14 protein-coding genes and 1 pseudogene are annotated in these 15,605 nt (G+C 62.3%); 7 read left to right on the forward strand and 8 right to left on the reverse strand.

Going from position 1 to position 15,605, the window contains the following annotated elements:
• Nucleotide 1 precedes the first annotated feature (1 nt).
• Entirely contained in the window at nt 2–475 is a 474-nt protein-coding gene (gene slyA / locus AB5Y98_RS02325; RefSeq protein WP_010634735.1) for a transcriptional regulator SlyA, read from the reverse strand.
• 320 nt (nt 476–795) lie between these two features.
• Here slyA and AB5Y98_RS02330 point away from each other — a divergent pair, with 320 nt between their 5' ends.
• The 5 genes from AB5Y98_RS02330 to AB5Y98_RS02350 all read left to right on the forward strand — a co-directional run bounded on the left by AB5Y98_RS02330 (nt 796) and on the right by AB5Y98_RS02350 (nt 6,667).
• Nucleotides 796–987 (forward strand): hypothetical protein, encoded by a 192-nt coding sequence (locus tag AB5Y98_RS02330; protein ID WP_017764158.1) that lies wholly within the window; start codon nt 796–798, stop codon nt 985–987.
• 528 nt (nt 988–1,515) lie between these two features.
• Nucleotides 1,516–2,823: a 2-hydroxycarboxylate transporter family protein gene (locus tag AB5Y98_RS02335; protein WP_139725397.1), complete on the forward strand. Its 1,308-nt coding sequence runs from the start codon at nt 1,516–1,518 to the stop codon at nt 2,821–2,823.
• An 11-nt stretch (nt 2,824–2,834) separates the two neighbouring features.
• Complete coding sequence (gene maeA / locus AB5Y98_RS02340) at nt 2,835–4,385, forward strand: oxaloacetate-decarboxylating malate dehydrogenase (protein WP_368231243.1); 1,551 nt, start codon at nt 2,835–2,837, stop codon at nt 4,383–4,385.
• A 17-nt stretch (nt 4,386–4,402) separates the two neighbouring features.
• Nucleotides 4,403–5,971, forward strand: coding sequence for an ATP-binding protein (locus AB5Y98_RS02345; protein WP_368231244.1), 1,569 nt, complete (start codon nt 4,403–4,405; stop codon nt 5,969–5,971).
• Nucleotides 5,972–5,974: 3 nt separating this feature from the next.
• A complete protein-coding gene (locus AB5Y98_RS02350) occupies nt 5,975–6,667 on the forward strand; it encodes a response regulator (RefSeq protein WP_005303332.1) in 693 nt (230 codons plus the stop codon).
• 273 nt (nt 6,668–6,940) lie between these two features.
• On the opposite strand, the pseudogene AB5Y98_RS02355 reads toward AB5Y98_RS02350, so the two are convergent.
• Nucleotides 6,941–7,170 (reverse strand): annotated as a pseudogene (locus AB5Y98_RS02355) (integrase core domain-containing protein); the annotation flags it as partial.
• An 818-nt stretch (nt 7,171–7,988) separates the two neighbouring features.
• Here AB5Y98_RS02355 and dtpB point away from each other — a divergent pair.
• Nucleotides 7,989–9,491, forward strand: a complete 1,503-nt coding sequence (gene dtpB / locus AB5Y98_RS02360) for a dipeptide/tripeptide permease DtpB (RefSeq protein ID WP_368231245.1) — start codon at nt 7,989–7,991, stop codon at nt 9,489–9,491.
• A gap of 45 nt (nt 9,492–9,536) precedes the next feature.
• Here the strand turns inward: dtpB and ruvX are convergent, their stop codons facing one another.
• Nucleotides 9,537–9,959, reverse strand: a complete 423-nt coding sequence (gene ruvX, locus AB5Y98_RS02365; protein ID WP_005303327.1) for a Holliday junction resolvase RuvX — start codon at nt 9,957–9,959, stop codon at nt 9,537–9,539.
• Nucleotides 9,960–10,005: 46 nt separating this feature from the next.
• Complete coding sequence (locus AB5Y98_RS02370) at nt 10,006–10,560, reverse strand: YqgE/AlgH family protein (protein ID WP_005303325.1); 555 nt, start codon at nt 10,558–10,560, stop codon at nt 10,006–10,008.
• A gap of 117 nt (nt 10,561–10,677) precedes the next feature.
• Between AB5Y98_RS02370 and AB5Y98_RS02375 the strand changes: the two genes are divergently transcribed.
• Nucleotides 10,678–12,303: a methyl-accepting chemotaxis protein gene (locus AB5Y98_RS02375; RefSeq protein WP_368231246.1), complete on the forward strand. Its 1,626-nt coding sequence runs from the start codon at nt 10,678–10,680 to the stop codon at nt 12,301–12,303.
• A 97-nt stretch (nt 12,304–12,400) separates the two neighbouring features.
• Here AB5Y98_RS02375 and gshB read toward each other — a convergent pair whose 3' ends face one another.
• The 4 genes from gshB to AB5Y98_RS02395 all read right to left on the reverse strand — a co-directional run bounded on the left by gshB (nt 12,401) and on the right by AB5Y98_RS02395 (nt 15,571).
• Nucleotides 12,401–13,354, reverse strand: coding sequence for a glutathione synthase (gshB, locus tag AB5Y98_RS02380; RefSeq protein WP_005303321.1), 954 nt, complete (start codon nt 13,352–13,354; stop codon nt 12,401–12,403).
• Between the two features lie 46 nt (nt 13,355–13,400).
• On the reverse strand, nt 13,401–14,132 hold the full coding sequence (rsmE, locus tag AB5Y98_RS02385) for a 16S rRNA (uracil(1498)-N(3))-methyltransferase (protein WP_216973229.1): 732 nt from the start codon (nt 14,130–14,132) through the stop codon (nt 13,401–13,403).
• Between the two features lie 130 nt (nt 14,133–14,262).
• Complete coding sequence (locus tag AB5Y98_RS02390; RefSeq protein ID WP_368231247.1) at nt 14,263–14,964, reverse strand: endonuclease; 702 nt, start codon at nt 14,962–14,964, stop codon at nt 14,263–14,265.
• A gap of 73 nt (nt 14,965–15,037) precedes the next feature.
• The gene (locus AB5Y98_RS02395; RefSeq protein ID WP_010633241.1) at nt 15,038–15,571 is read right to left on the reverse strand and encodes a SprT family zinc-dependent metalloprotease; all 534 of its coding nucleotides are present in this window, start codon (nt 15,569–15,571) and stop codon (nt 15,038–15,040) included.
• Nucleotides 15,572–15,605 lie beyond the last annotated feature (34 nt).

Consider the following 15,605-nt stretch of genomic DNA (forward strand, 5'->3'; position numbering starts at 1 on the left):
CTCATTCTCTCTCTTCACTCTGCGCACCTATCTTGCCGAGGGCATTGGCACAGATGCGGTGCACGATATCTTCAAACTGTTCCAGCTCCCGCTGGCTGATGCCGGCGAGCAGCTCCCGGCGTATCTCCATGATGCGATCTTCAATCTGGTCGAGCAGCGCCTTGCCAGCCGGGGTCAGGGTGACGATGCGGGCCCGCTTGTCCTGGCTGCAGCAGTGGCGCTCCACCAGACCTTGCTCCTCCAGCTGGCCCAGGGTGCGCATCAGGGAGGGGAGTTCGATCTCCAGCGCCTCGGCCAGGGTCTTCTGGCTGAGATGGCCGCCGAGCCGGCTCAGCTTCCACAGCGCCGTCCAGCGGGGATGAGTCAGGCCGAGGGGGGCCAGCTCGAGATCGGCCACGGTGCGCCACAGTCGATGCAGCCGGCCGACCCGCTCGGCGAGGGAGAGCTCGCGCAGCATTTCCAGATCCTTCATCATGAGACTCTCCTTTTACTTAGCTTGCTAAGCATTGTAATTATTTAGCAGGCTAAGTAAATAGTGTGATCGCGATCTTGTTTATGAAATTTGGAGGTAGGTCTCTGGTGGAGCTCAAACAGCATGGGTGAAGGGGTGAGTTGGGAGCAGCGGCACTTTTGAGTGAATCAGAAGGCTGGATATGGTCGGCAGGGCCCGGCGAAATAAAGCGAGTCGTTTATTGGGATGGCATGAAAATAGTCACAGCTTTTTATGTGCACCCTAATTAGACGATGCAAAAAAGTATTATATAAATGCGGCACTCTGTTTTTTATTCACTAATATTGATGAGTCAGCTAAACAGGGAGATGATAGCTGTGGAACGATATGAATCGGGTGACGCCCATCTCGCCATCGAGAGTCTGCTGGTGGACGTGGAATATGTGGTCGACGGCCATTATGGACTCAGCCTGGAAAATGCCGAAACCTGTCATGAATTTGACCCTGCCAATATTCCATTGTTATTAGCCGAATAGTCTTTCGGTCGGTGACAACCGCACATCAGATTGAGAGGGCAGCCTGTCACAGGGCCTGCCCGCACCCTTTATCCTCTTGCTGCAAGCCGCCATTGCCAGCGGGAGCGCCATGCTTGTAACAAGCTCAGCGATCGCTGTTGAGCTGTCATCATCCTCCTTTTTATCACCCGGCAGCTCCTGGCCGGAGCGTTTTTGTTGATCAGGGGATCACCCTTGCCTTGTACCGGGTGATCATTCACCACTGCCAAACCTGGCAGCCATTATTGTTGGTTGCAGCGTTGGTTATTTGATCGCTATTTGATAATGACCGCTTCAAGCGCCGCTTTAAAGTGCAAAAGAGTGCGTGTCGGGGGGATTTAATGACGATGACAGGAACGGAAATACCCCCATGTAAAATGGGTGCCAACCTTGCCCGCAGGCCATAGCGTTTAAGAATTTAATGTTTTTATATGCCTTTGTTGGCGGGCTAACCGACAGGAGGAGCGGAGATCTCTAGAGTGGCGCCACACCACACGCTGGAGCATAACAATGAAAAACCTCTCTACCCCACACACCAGAACCGCCCTGTTCGGCGGTCGACAGATTGCCGGCATGCCCATGATGATCTTTCTGGGCCTCGCCACCTGCGTCCTCTTCTCGGGCTGGAACGGCTCGCTGCCGCTCGGCATGGTCGGCGCGCTGGCGCTGATGTTCGTGCTCGGCACCCTGCTGACCGAGCTCGGCGAGCGCATCACCCCCATCCGCGAATACCTGGGGGGTGGCACCATACTCGCCATCTTCGGCGGCGCCGCCCTGTTTGAATACCGGATCCTGCCCGTCGAGGCGGGTCAGGTGATCATCGGCTTCATGAAGGAGGGGGGCTTTCTCAACTTCTTCATCGCCAGCCTGGTGACCGGCTCTGTGTTCGGCATGAGCGGCGCCCTGCTGAAAAACGCCGCCATGCGCTACCTGCCGGTGATCCTGGGGGGCGTCGCACTGGCGCTGCTCAGCGTCGGTCTGGTGGGCGCCCTGATGGGCTACGGCTTCAAGAATGCCGTGCTGCTCATCGGTCTGCCCATCATGGGCGGCGGCATGGGGGCCGGCGCAGTGCCGCTGGTGGAGATCCTCTCCGGGCCGCTGCAGATGTCGAGTGCCGATCTGCTGTCGCGCATGGTGCCGGCAGTAGTGATCGCCAACACCCTGGCCATTCTGGTGGGTACCCTGCTGGCCCGTCTCGGTCGCCGCTACCCCTCCCTGACCGGCAACGGCAAGCTGATGATCAAAGATAGTGCCGATGGCGTGGCCGAGGAGAAGGCGCAAGCACCGACCCTGGAGAGTCTGGGCCTGGGGCTCTTCATCAGCTCCAGCATGTTCGTGCTGGGCTCATTGCTCGGCAACTTCATCCCCATGCACCCCTTTGCCCTGATGATCCTGGCTGTGGCCGTCATCAAGGTGAGCGGCCTGCTGCCCCGTCGCTACGAGCAGGCGGCGGCCGACTGGTACCAGTTCGTGGTCACCAACCTGACCCCCTCCCTGCTGGTGGGGATCGGAGTCGCCTACACCAGCATCCCCGAGCTCATCAGCGCCTTCTCCGTCAGTTATTTCGTGCTGGTGCTGGTGACCGTGCTTGGTGGAGCCCTGGGGGCGGCGCTGGTAGGGCGGATGATCGGCTTCTACCCCATAGAGGCGGCCATCACCGGTGGCCTGTGCATGGCCAACATGGGGGGCACGGGTGACGTGGCCGTGCTCTCGGCGGCCCAGCGCATGACGCTGATGCCGTTTGCCCAGATCTCCTCTCGTCTCGGGGGCGCCGTCATGCTGATCCTGGCGACCCTGCTCATCTCGCTGCTGGCATAAGGAACAAGATAATGAACGACATCATGATGGGCACCAGCCTGCCCTATGCCGAGCGCAAGCGTCAGGGATTGATGGGGCGCATGCCCCACAAGGAGGAGTCGCTGGCCCAGCAGCGGCGCCGCATCTACCGGCTGGTTTCGGCCATGCAGAGTCCGTTTGATCAGCACCTGCTGCTGCGCCAGCTGCAGGAAGACAACCCGGTGCTGTTCTACGAGCTGGTGCGCCACCACCTGCCGGAGCTCTTGCCCATCATCTACACCCCTGTGGTGGGGGAGGCGTGCCAGCGCCACAGCGATCTCTATTTGCGCAGCCACGGCCTCTACCTCTCTTGGCACGACCGGGACGAGCTGGACCACATCTTCGCGGCGGTGGAGCAGGAGGTGGACGTCATCGTCATCTCCGACGGCGAGCGGGTGCTGGGGCTAGGCGATCTCGGCATCGGCGGCATGGGGATCTGCATCGGCAAGCTGGCGCTCTACTCCGCCGCCGGCGGCATCAACCCGGCGCGCACCCTGCCGCTGTGCGTGGACGTGGGCACCAACAACTCCGAGCTGCTGGAAGATGACTCCTACCTCGGCTGGCAGGCCCGGCGGGTGGATGGCGAGCCCTATTACCAGTTCATGGACAAGGTGGTGGCCGCCATTCGCAAACGCTGGCCCCAGGTAGTGCTGCAGTTCGAGGACTTCGCCGGCAAGCATGCCGCGAACCTCCTGGCCCGCTACCGCGACGAGCTTTGCATGTTCAACGACGACATCCAGGGCACGGCGGCGGTGGCGTCGGCTTGCGTGCTGGCGGGCTTGCAGCAGGCGGGCAGCGCGCTGGCGGATACCCCGGTGCTGATCGTCGGCGCGGGCTCGGCCGGCTGCGGTATCGCCGCCATGCTGGCCCAGCTGGCGGGCAGCCCGGAGCGAGTGCAGCTGTTCGATCAGGACGGTCTGGTCTGTCTGGACCGGGCCGGGCTCACCCCGGCCCAGCAGCCGTTTGCCCGCCCGGCGGGGGAGGCGTGCAATTCCCTGCCAGCGCTTATCGAGCGGCTGCGCCCCGGGGTGCTGATCGGAGTGAGCGGTCAGGGCGGCCTGTTCGACGAGGCGGTGCTGACGGCCATGGGGGAGGTGTGCGAGTGGCCGGTGATCCTGCCGCTCTCCAACCCCACCCGCAGTGCCGAGGCGACCCCGGCCCAGGTGTGGCAGGCTACCGGCGGGCGGGCCCTGCTCGCGACCGGCAGCCCCTTCCCGCCGGTGGAGGTGGGCGGCGCGGCGCGGGTGGTCTCCCAGTGCAACAACGTCTATGTGTTCCCGGGCATTGGTCTGGGGGCCTGCGCGGTCAAGGCGCGGCGCATCAGCGACGGCATGCTGCGGGCTGCGGTGCAGGCGGTGGGCGCCTATCCGCTGGCCGAGGGGCGGCTGCTGCCCCCCATCGAGCAGGTGGGGGAGGTGGCCCGCGCCGTGGCGAGGGCGGTGGCACTGTGTGCCCGTGCCGAGGGGGTGGCCGATTTTGCCGGTGATCCCGCACCTTTGATTGACCAGACCTGGTGGCGCCCGCACTATTGGTCCGCGTCCTGATGTTGCAAGGCTAATCGATGAAACTGCGTCACCAACTGGTCACCCTCTCCCTGGGCCTGTCACTGCTCCTGATCGTCATCCTGGGCAGCCTGCTGGCGCTCTTCATCCGCCATTTGCTGGAGAGCAATCTGGAGGACAAGGGGGGGGATCTGGCGCGGGTACTGGCGGGAGACAGCCGGGTGGTGCAGGCGCTGCAGTGGGGGAGCGATCCGGGCCTGCGCGACTATGTGCAGGGGATCTGCAGCCGCACCGATGCCGCCTACATGGTGGTGACCGACGAGCACGCCCGCCGGCTGAGCCACCCCTCCCCGGAGCTGGTGGGTGGTCTGTTTCGCGGCGAGGATATCTGGCCCTCCCTCAACGAGCGCAGCAGCTACTGCTCCAAGGACGTGGGTACCCTGGGGCCGGCCATCCGCTGCTTCGCCCCGGTGATCGGGCCTGACGGGCGCGCTATCGGTGCCGTGGTGGTGGGGTATCTGATGCAGACGGTGGAGAGCATCTACCTGGATCGGATCGCCCTGCTCATCAGCGCCATCGGCGCCGTGCTGGGCTGCGGTCTGCTGCTGGCGCTCTGGGTCCAGCATCGACTGCGGCGTACCCTGCTGGATCTGGAGCCGGAGACCATAGTCAATCGCTTCGTGTTGCAGGAGCTGGTGCTGGAGCACATCTCGGAGGGGGTGATCGCCCTCGACTCCCGCGGCCACATCCGCATGCTCAACAGCGCCGCGTTTTACCAGCTGCGCCTGCCCGGCACCGGCCGCCACGCCCTGCTCGGCCAGCCGCTCTCGGAGCTGTCGCCGCCGCTCGCTCCCGCCCTGACCCAGGTCGAGACCGAGCTCGGTTTCACCGTGCACGGCGAGTCGTTCGTCGGGCGCTGGCAGGCGGTGGAGGGCAAGATCCCCGGCCGGCTGCTGATCTTCAGCCGCCCCGAGGTGACTGGCAGTCTCGGCATGCAGGTGACCCACCTGCGCCAGTATGCCGAGATGCTGCGGATGCAGACCCACGAGTTCGCCAACAAGCTCAGCAGCCTCTCCGGCCTGCTGCAGCTGGGCCACGTGGAGCAGGCGGTGGAGCTGATCCAGCAGGAGAGCGAGGCGTGCCAGACCATGCTGCACGATCTGCTGCGGGCCATCGAGGACAAGCCGGTGGCCGGGCTCATCCTCGGCAAGTTCAGCCGGGCCCGCGAGCTCGGGGTGGAGCTGGTGCTGGATCCCGATTCGGCGCTGGGGGAGTACCCGGCGGCGGTGTCGGCGGATCTCATCACCCTCATCGGCAACCTGCTGGACAACGGCATCCGCGCCGCCTGGGCCCGGCGCAAGCAGTGTCCGCCACGGGTGCTCATCTCCCTCAACGACTTCGGGCGCCGGCTGGTGATCGAGGTGGAGGACAGCGGCGAGGGGGTGGACGAGGCGCTGGCGGACCATCTGTTTGATTACGGCATCAGTCGCCAGACCGGCGATCACGGTGTCGGTCTGTTCCTGGTCAAGGAGACGGTGGCCAGGCGAGGGGGTGTGATAGAATGGCGCCGCACCGCCGAACAGACGACCCTGTTCGGTATCTACTTGAATAAAAACCAATTGGTGTGATCTATGGAGCCCATTTTCACGCTGGTGATCGAGGATGACGAACGGATAGGATCCATTCTGGCCGAGCTGGTCTCCTCCACCCCCGGATTTTCCCTGCTGGGTCGGGCCGAAAGCCTGACCCAGGCCGATCTCATGATGCGTGCGGCCCAGCCGCAGCTGCTGCTGGTGGACATCTCGCTGCCCGACGGCTCCGGCCTGGAGTGGGTGAACCGGCTGCGCAGCCACAACCGCGAAGCCTACGTCATCATGGTGACCGCCTCCTGCGACGTGGAGACCATCCAGCAGGCCCTCAATCAGGGGGTGCAGGATTACATCATCAAGCCGCTGCGGCTGTTTCGCATCCAGCAGAGCCTGGACGAGATCCTCACTCTGCACCGGCGCATCTGCGAGCGCGGCTCCCTCGAGCAGAGCGATCTGGACCGGTTGATGGGCAAGGTGAGGCCTCAGGGGCGCGACGTGCGCGACACCCCCAAGGGGATCGACGCCATCACCCTGCGCCAGGTGCTGGAGCTGCTGGCGGGCGAGCCGGACAGCGCCTTCTCCACCGATACGGTGGCGCTGCGCTTGTCCCTGAGCCGCACCACGGCGCGCCGCTATCTGGAGTATCTGGAGTCGGAGGACAGGGTGGACGTGGATCTCAACTACGGCCAGCGCGGCCGGCCCGAGCGCCGCTACCACTGGCGGCGGGGCAGCTGAGCCGCTTGCTGTACGTGGATGAGTTGTCTAGTCCTGAAATAGGTTTATACATTTTCACTTAACTTCTGGCACTCAGAACCTCCGATACATCATATCGGAGGTTTTGTACTTCAATATATGATGTAGCCGCTTAAGGTTGTAATTTTCACAGCGCATTGGCCAGAGCGTTTTGGCATCTAGAAATCGGTCTACAGCATTTCGACGTTAGCAAATTACAGGCCGCATTGTAGTGGCTAACTAACTTCGGACACTCGGTTAGCCGATTTTTTCTTCTTACGACACTCCATCATTGTATTGATGCGGACGCCACCAATTGTAGTAATCCTTCTGGTAGTGGCTGATATTCCGCTTGCTTCCCGCAGACTCATATATCCTGTTGTCAGTAGCCACTCTGTCTCCAAGCTTATGAACCGGTGTTTCATCGGCGCATTATCCCGGCTGTTGCCACACTGACTCATATTCTGGGTCATGCGATAGCGCCATAACCGTTACCGAAATACTCGGCAGCTCCCCTGCTAATACGCTATCTCGAGTGCTTTTATGGCTACAGGCCAGCCAGACATAGACCTCTGTGATGGGGGCCTCCAGCTCTTGGAATTTCTGCTGCTCTAGGGCCAGATTGCTATTAGACATTGTACCAGTTCGTTCGGGTTGAAGTTACTGTACGATATCGCCAACATCCAGTGAACGTGGATTTCTTTAGATACTCTATTGATGACTGAAAACTAATGTTCATGAAATTTGAACATTTGGAAAGAACAACCTGCGAGCAGTCTAGGTTTTCCTCAAGGCTAGAGTACAGGGCTCAAGCACATATGAAGTGAACAAACTGAAGATATCGCAAGCACGAAAAATTGCGCAATGATGCTTTTAATTAAGATTTTATTCACAAAAAAACTTATCCAATAGCATTAGAAAATATCACATTGTGTATTTTTATAAGTGTGATCTACGGCTTATTTGCTTCATATGTGGTTAATTATCATAAATAGTGATGATTGCTCGATGTTTTAACGTTATGCGGTGAATGCCGGGCCATCTTGACTGGAAGCGAGTCGCGGCAGGAGAGGAAGGCCCGTTCGATCCCCCATTTTTGGTTGCCCGCCGATATTCGGTCTGCCGCCAGCAAGGGGTCGATGACCCGAGCAGGGAGGTTCATGGCATGGCGAAAACCATCGCCCCCTCAACATCACCCCATCCGGGCCAGCCGGCCTGTTCCCCCTTTCGTCTGCATCGCGGCAGCAAGCTTGCGACCCCTGGCCAACCCGGCTGCGGGGCCGCTCACATGAATAAGAAAATACATACAGACAGGTAGGTTAGCATGCGTCCATCCACCCCGACCGGGTTGTTGCAACAACCCAAACCCTTTTTCATGATCTTCTTCGTCGAGCTCTGGGAGCGCTTCGGCTATTACGGCGTCCAGGGCCTGCTGGCGGTGTTCTTCGTCCAGCAGCTGGGCTTTTCCCAGGAGCAGTCCTTCATCACCTTCGGTGCCTTCTCGGCGCTGGTGTACGGCCTCATCTCGGTGGGCGGTTACGTGGGTGACCATATTCTGGGGACCAAGCGCACCATGGTGCTGGGGGCCATCGTACTGGTCATCGGCTACTTCATGACCGGCATGTCCATCTACAACCCCGACCTCATCTTCTATGCACTGGGTACCATCGCCGTCGGCAACTGCCTGTTCAAGGCCAACCCCGCCAGCCTGCTCGCCAAGTGCTACGAGCCCGGTGATCCCCGGCTGGATGGCGCCTTCACCCTGTTCTACATGTCGATCAACGTCGGCTCGCTTATCTCCCTGTCGCTGGCTCCCGTGGTGGCCGATCACTACGGCTACACAGTGACCTACAACCTGTGCGGGGTTGGCCTGGTGATCGCCCTGCTCACCTTCTTCGCCTGCCGCCGCATGGTCAAGGGAATTGGCTCGGCCCCCGATCACCTGCCGCTCGACTACGGCAAGCTGCTGCTGGTGCTGCTGGGCTCGGTCGCCCTGGTCTTCTTCTGCGCCTGGCTGATGCACCACGTGGTGATCGCCAACATGGTGCTGATGACGGTGACCCTGGCCGTGGTGGTCTTCTTCTTTCGCGAGGCGTTCAAGCTTGACAGCGTCGGGCGCAACAAGATGTACGTGGCTTTCGTGCTGATGCTGGAGGCGGTGGTGTTCTACGTGCTCTATGCCCAGATGCCGACTTCGCTCAACTTTTTTGCCATCAACAACATGCACCATGAAATGCTGGGGGTGACCGTCAACCCGGTCAGCTTCCAGGCGCTCAACCCCTTCTGGGTGGTGCTGGGCAGCCCGGTGCTGGCGATGATCTATACCCGGCTGGGCAGCCAGGGGCGGGATCTCACCATGCCGCTCAAGTTCACCCTGGGCATGCTGTTCTGCTCCCTCGGTTTTCTCACCGCGGCGGCGTCCGGCATCTGGTTTGCCGATGCGCAGGGGCTCACCTCGCCCTGGTTCATGGTGCTCATCTATCTGTTCCAGAGTCTGGGGGAGCTGATGATCAGCGCCCTGGGGCTGGCCATGGTGGCGGCGCTGGTGCCGCAGCGGCTGATGGGCTTCATCCTCGGCATGTGGTTCCTGACCCAGGCGATGGCCTCCCTGCTCGGGGGCTATGTGGCGACCTTTACCGCGGTGCCGCAAGGGGTGACGGATCCGCTGCAGACCCTGCCCATCTACACGGACGTGTTCGGCAAGATTGGTCTGGTGACTCTGCTGGTGGCGGGGGTGATGGGGCTGATGGTGCCCAGGCTCAACCGCATGATGCAGGCCGGTGAGCGCCATGGCGAGGAGGAGGAACTGTCGCAGGCCAAGGCCTGAGAGGGGCAGAAGGGGTGAGGCGCACGAGCGCCTCACCCCGGCAGATCAGTCGTATTGCTCTTCCATCCAGGCTTCCAGGATGAGCTGGGCGGAGACGCCATCCACGCTCCCCTTCTCCAGCGCCCGATAGCCACCCTGTTCGAACAGGCGGGCGCGGGCATCGGTGGTGGTGAGCCGCTCGTCCTTGAACTCCACCTGCTTGCCGAAACGGCCGTGCAGGCGGTTGCCGAACTTGCGGGCGCGCACCGTGATCTCCTGCTCGGTGCCGTCCATGTTGAGCGGCAGACCCACCACCAGCAGGTCCGGTTGCCACTCCTTGAGCAGCTTATCTATTTCGTCCCAGTTGGGGATGCCGTCGTTGGCCTTGAGGGCGCGCAGCGGGCGGGCCGTGCCGGTGAGCTCCTGACCGATGGCGACCCCTATGCTCTTGGTGCCGTAGTCAAAGCCCATGATACTGCGTGATGACATTGGGTAATTTCCTCAGAATGCGTCGCAAATTGCACAGCAGATTGCATCAGCCGTGGCCGATGTCGCTGGACAGGTGAACGGGATTGACCCCGATGCTGGCGGCGGCGCGTTGCCAACGCTGGTGGATGGGGGTCTTGAACACCAGATCCGGATTGGGGGGGATCACCAGCCAGGCGCCGTCCACCAGCTCCTGTTCCAGTTGCCCCGCGCTCCAGCCGGCGTAACCGAGCGCCACCAGCCAGTGTGCCGGTGCCTCCTCGGTACCCAGGGTCTCCAGTATGTCCTTGGAGGTGGTGACCATCAGCTCATCCCCCACCTGCAGGGTGGAGTTGAAACCGGGGCGGAAGCTGTGCAGCACGAAGCCGCGATCGGCGTGAACCGGCCCCCCCTGCAGCACCGGCTGCTTGAGTTCCGGGTTGGCGGGCGGTGCCAGCTTGAGCTGATCCAGCATGGTCTCCAGCGACATGTCCACCGGAATATTGACCACCAGCCCCATGGCGCCCTCTTCGTTGTGCTCGCACAGATAGACCAGCGAGCGCTCGAAATAGGGGTCGGTGAGGCTCGGCATGGCGAGCAGGAAGTGATTTTGCAGTGTTTGCATATGGGCCAAATATTGCAAAGGTATTTGCAGTCAATTATGGCAGCTCGCTTCGTCTGGCAAAACCGCTTTTTGGCGGCCGGTTCAGACCAGTCAATCTGTTTCAGTGGAGAGAAAGCCATGGAAGGTATTTCAATCAGGCAGAAGTTGATCCTGGGCTGTGTGGTTCCCCTGCTGGCGCTGTTGTTGCTGGTCATAGGAGCAACCCAGGCGATGTCCCGGCTGATGACCGGCATCAACGCCATGTATCAGGGGGAGGTGGTCCAGCTCAAGGAGCTCAAGCAGATCGCCGATCTCTATGCGGTCAAGGTGATCGATGCCGCCAACAAGGCCAACGTCGGGGGCTTCGAACCGGCCCGCTCCAAGGCCGATATGAGCGCCGCCCAGCAGGAGATCGCCACCATCTGGCGCCAGTATCGCAGCCACGACATGAGTGACGAGGAGCGCAGGCGGGCGGACAAGGTGGAGGCGCTGTTTGCCGCTGCCAACCGGGAGATAGAAAAGGTGATGGGGCTGCTGGAGGGCTCGCCGGGCGAACACAACGCGGCGCTTGCCGCCGCCATCATGCCGCTCTATCAGGTGATCGACCCGGTCAGCGATGCGGTGAGCGATCAGGTGGCGTTCCAGCTAAAAGAGGCGGAAGAGAACGTGGCCGAGCTCAACCAGCTCAGGCAGCAGCTGACCCAGCTGTTTGTCGCGCTGTTTGTGGTGGTGGGGGGCTGTGTGCTGTTTATCGGGGTTTGGGCCGGGCGCAGCGTCAGCCAGCCGCTGGCGGCCATGGGGCAGATCCTGCGCGGCATGCAGACGGATCTCGACTTGAGCCGGCTGGCCCCCGTGCTGCGCAAGGATGAGATGGGCAGCCTGGCGCACTCCCTCAACGAGGTGATCCGCCATTTTCGCGGCCTCATCGCCCAAATCAACGAGACTGCCGAGCAGCTTGCCAGGGCCTCGGCCCAGCTGGCCCATATCGGGGTCGAGAGCCGCCAGCGGTTTGCCCAGCAGCAGGCGGAGACGGATCAGACCGCGACCGCCATGAACCAGATGAGCAGCACGGTAGCCGAGGTGGCCAACAGCTCCAACCAGGCGGCCGATGCGGCCCGTCATGCCGACGACAGCGCACGGCACGGCCACGAGATAGTGGAGGATGCCATTGCGCGCATGTCACACCTCTCCTCCCAGATCCAGAACACGGCGGCCATGATCACCCAGCTGGCGGATGACAGCCGGGACATCGGCAGCGTGATGGACGCCATTCGCGGCATCGCCGAGCAGACCAACCTGCTGGCACTCAACGCCGCCATCGAGGCGGCGCGGGCAGGGGATCAGGGGCGTGGCTTTGCGGTGGTGGCCGACGAGGTGCGCACCCTGGCCCAGCGTACCCAGCGCTCCACCGAAGAGATCGGCAAGACCATCGTCAAGTTGCAGCAGGGGGCCAATCAGGCGGCCAGCAGCATGGAGCAGGGGCTGGAACAGGTGGAGGAGTCCAACCGAACCGTGCTGGCCTGTGGTCAGGCGCTCGGCGAGATCGTCAGCTCGGTCAACGTGATCAACGAGATGAATACCCAGATTGCCACGGCGGCGGAGGAGCAGAGCAAGGTGGCCGAGGAGATCACCCGCAACGTGGTCAACATCGCCCATATCGCGACCGAGTCTACCGGGGCGGCCACCCAGCTCAACCAGAACTGTCACGAGCTGGAGCAGCTGTCGGGGGATCTCAAGGAGAAGGTGGGGCAGTTCCGCTGCTGAGGGGACTGACGCTGGATAGATGGATGGATAGAAAAGAGGCGGCCCCTGGGTCGCCTCTGTTGTTTATAGTCTGTCGTCACTGCTGGGCTGGGACGGCTTAAGCCTTGGCCAGCCGGCGCTCGATGGCATCCATCAGCATGCCGGTGATGTGCACGTCGAAGGCCGCTTCAATCTCGCGGATGCAGGTCGGGCTGGTGACGTTAATCTCGGTCAGCCGATCGCCGATGATGTCGAGGCCGACGAAGATGAGCCCCTTCTCTTTCAACGTCGGGCCCACCGCGCGGGCGATGGCCCAGTCCGCCTCGCTCAGGGGGCGCGCCTCGCCACGGCCGCCGGCCGCCAGGTTGCCACGGGTTTCCCCTTGGGCCGGGATGCGGGCCAGGCAGTAAGGTACCGGCTCACCGTCCACCACCAGCACCCGCTTGTCGCCATCCTTGATGGCGGGCAGATAGGTCTGCGCCATGCAGTATTGGCTGCCGTGAGCGGTGAGGGTCTCGATGATGACGCCGACGTTGGCGTCATCCTCCTTCATGCGGAAGATGGAGGCGCCGCCCATGCCGTCCAGCGGCTTGAGGATCACGTCCTTGTGCTGGGCGTGGAAGGCGCGCAGCTTGTCGGCGCGGCGGGTCACCAGCGTGGTCGGGGTGTGTTCGGCAAACCAGGCGGTGTAGAGCTTCTCGTTGGCGTCGCGCAGGCTCTGGGGCTTGTTGACGATGAGGCAGCCCTCGTCCTCGGCGCGCTCCAGCATGTAGGTGGCGTAGATGAACTCGGTGTCGAAGGGGGGATCCTTGCGCATCAGGATCACGTCCAGGCTGGAGAGCGGCTGATCCACCACCTCGCCGAGGCTGTACCAGTCGGCATAGTCATATTTGACGGTGAGCGGACGCATGGTGCCGAAGGCGCGACCGGCCTCCATGTAGAGATCCTTCATCTCCAGATAGAACAGCTCGTAGCCGCGCTTTTGCGCCTCTTCGAGCATGGCGAAACTGGAGTCCTTCTTGATGTTGATGGCCGAGATGGGGTCCATCACGATGCCGAGTTTAATGGTCATCCGCTGTTCCTTCTGTAGAGGAGCCCGCCTTGGCAGGCTCCGGGAGTTAGGCCAGATCGCCAAAGCGGCACTGCAGCGCAGTAATCGCGGTCAGGGCGGCGGTTTCGGTGCGCAGCACCCGCGGCCCCAGCAGCATCTCCTTGAAATCTTCCTGCACGGTACGGGCGATCTCGTCGCTGGACAAGCCCCCTTCCGGGCCGATCAGCAGCCGCACGCCATGCTCGGGAACCGGCAAGGTGTTGATGTTGTAAGGGGCGCGCGGGTGCAGGTTGAGCTTGAGCTCCTTGGTCTCTTCCGCCAGCCAGGCGTCCAGCTCCATCGGCATGCGCACCTCGGGCACGGTATTGCGGCCACACTGCTCGCAGGCGCTGATCACCACCTTCTGCCACTGTTCGCGTTTTTTCTCCAGCCGATCGGCCGGCAGCTTGACGCCGCAGCGCTCGGAGAAGAGCGGGGTGATGCAGGTGACGCCCAGCTCCACCGATTTCTGGATGGTGAAGTCCATCTTGTCGCCGCGGCTGATCACCTGACCCAGGTGGATGGCCAGCGGTGACTCCACCGAGCGTTGCTCGCAGCTGTCGATGGTCACCTCCACCGACTTCTTGCCCACATTGGCGATGGTGGCGGGGTACTGGTTGCCGTCGCCGTTGAACAGCTCGAGCTGCTGACCCGGCTGCATGCGCAGTACCCGGCCGATGTGGTTGGCGCCGTCTTCCGACAGGGCGAGGGTCTGGCCCACCTGCAGGGCGGCCGGTTCATAGATACGTGGAATGCGCATGGCTGATAGTCAGTCTCTTGCTTGGAAACCCTTCAATATCCTACTGCACGGCGGTGAGCAAGGCTCACGAGACCGAGGGTGAAGGGTTTCATGATAAGAGGGGGCGATCCCCCTCCCAGGTCAAATGGGGTTACTGGCACTGCTTTTCAATAAAGGGGTTGGTATTGCCCTGCAGCTTGCCGATGCGGCGGTTGCGCTCGCACTCCCAGCCGTCGGCCGGGTACTGCCTGTCCCAGGCTTCGAACAGTTTACGCTGTTGCGCCGCCAGACGCAGCCCATACTGCTGGCTCATGTAGAGGTAGGCGCGGGCAATCTGGCCCCGTACCGGCCCCTTGGGTGGCTGCACCCGGCGCTCCTTGAAATCCACCAGCATCCGGCACTGGCCGTACTGATCCGGGGTGCCGTTCCAGTCGGAGAAGCGGAAGTTGGCCCGATCGCCGTTCACTTCGCCAACGGCGGGGAAGAGGTTGTGCATGTCCCCCTCCATCTGGTTGAACTCGTTGCTTTTGCCGCAGTTCTTGCGGCCCCCCTGCTGCCAACACTTGAGCTGGTGGCCGAACTCCCAGGCCGGCACCACGTGTTCCCACTCGATGCGGGCGGCACGCTTGGGCTGCTTGCGCGGCTCATAGCCGCAGCTGGCCAGATCCGGGCTCATTTTCTTGCCCTGATAGTCGATGTTGCAGCCGCAGTAGATGGTGGTGACAGCGGGCTGGCTCCGGTAGAGCTTGACCAGATCCTGCTTGGCTTCGCGAAAGGTCTGGGCATGCAGGGGCGCGCTGAGCAGCGGCAAACCGGCCAGCAGGGTCAGGGCGAGGGAAGAGATGAAACGCATGGGATTCCTTGCAAACGGGATGATTGACGAACGATGGCGGGCACCCTACCACAAGGGCGCGACACCGGCTGGCTTACTGCGAGGTGACGAGCTGTTCCAGTGGCTGCCGGCAGCGACGGCAGTGGTAGCGGGCCTCGCCGCGCACCACCTTGTTGTGGCGGCGCACCGACAGCTGATGCTGCTGGCAGAGGCAGCGATAGGGGATGGTCGGCTGCGCCAGTACCGCCAGATCGAAGCTGTGGGTGGTTCTGGGCTCGAGGCCGAACAGCTCCCGCATCACAGATTGCCACTGGCGGCCGTGAGGCAGCACCCGCGATTTGCCGCGCCCTTCTCCCCACAGGGCATAGACCAGCAGATGGGCCACCTCGTGGGGCACCACCTCGGCCAGAAACGCCTGCTGGTTGGCCTGATAGAGGGCCGGGTTGAAGCGCAGCTCCCAGGTCTGCAGCCGCGCCGACCCCGCCGCCCGACCGCGCATGTTGCAGTGCACCTGCGGGCGGGGAAAGGAGCGGCCAAGGCGTGCTTCGGCCTGCACAAAGCAGGCGTCGATGCGGGTGAGCAGCTGCTCGTGCAGGGCGGGGTCGAGGCGGGTAGCGGTGGCGGACATCGGGTTCTCGGCAAATGGCGGACAAGCAAAAGGG

The sequence above is a fragment of the Aeromonas sp. s3 genome, assembly GCF_040907805.1.
Lineage (GTDB): Bacteria > Pseudomonadota > Gammaproteobacteria > Enterobacterales > Aeromonadaceae > Aeromonas > Aeromonas dhakensis.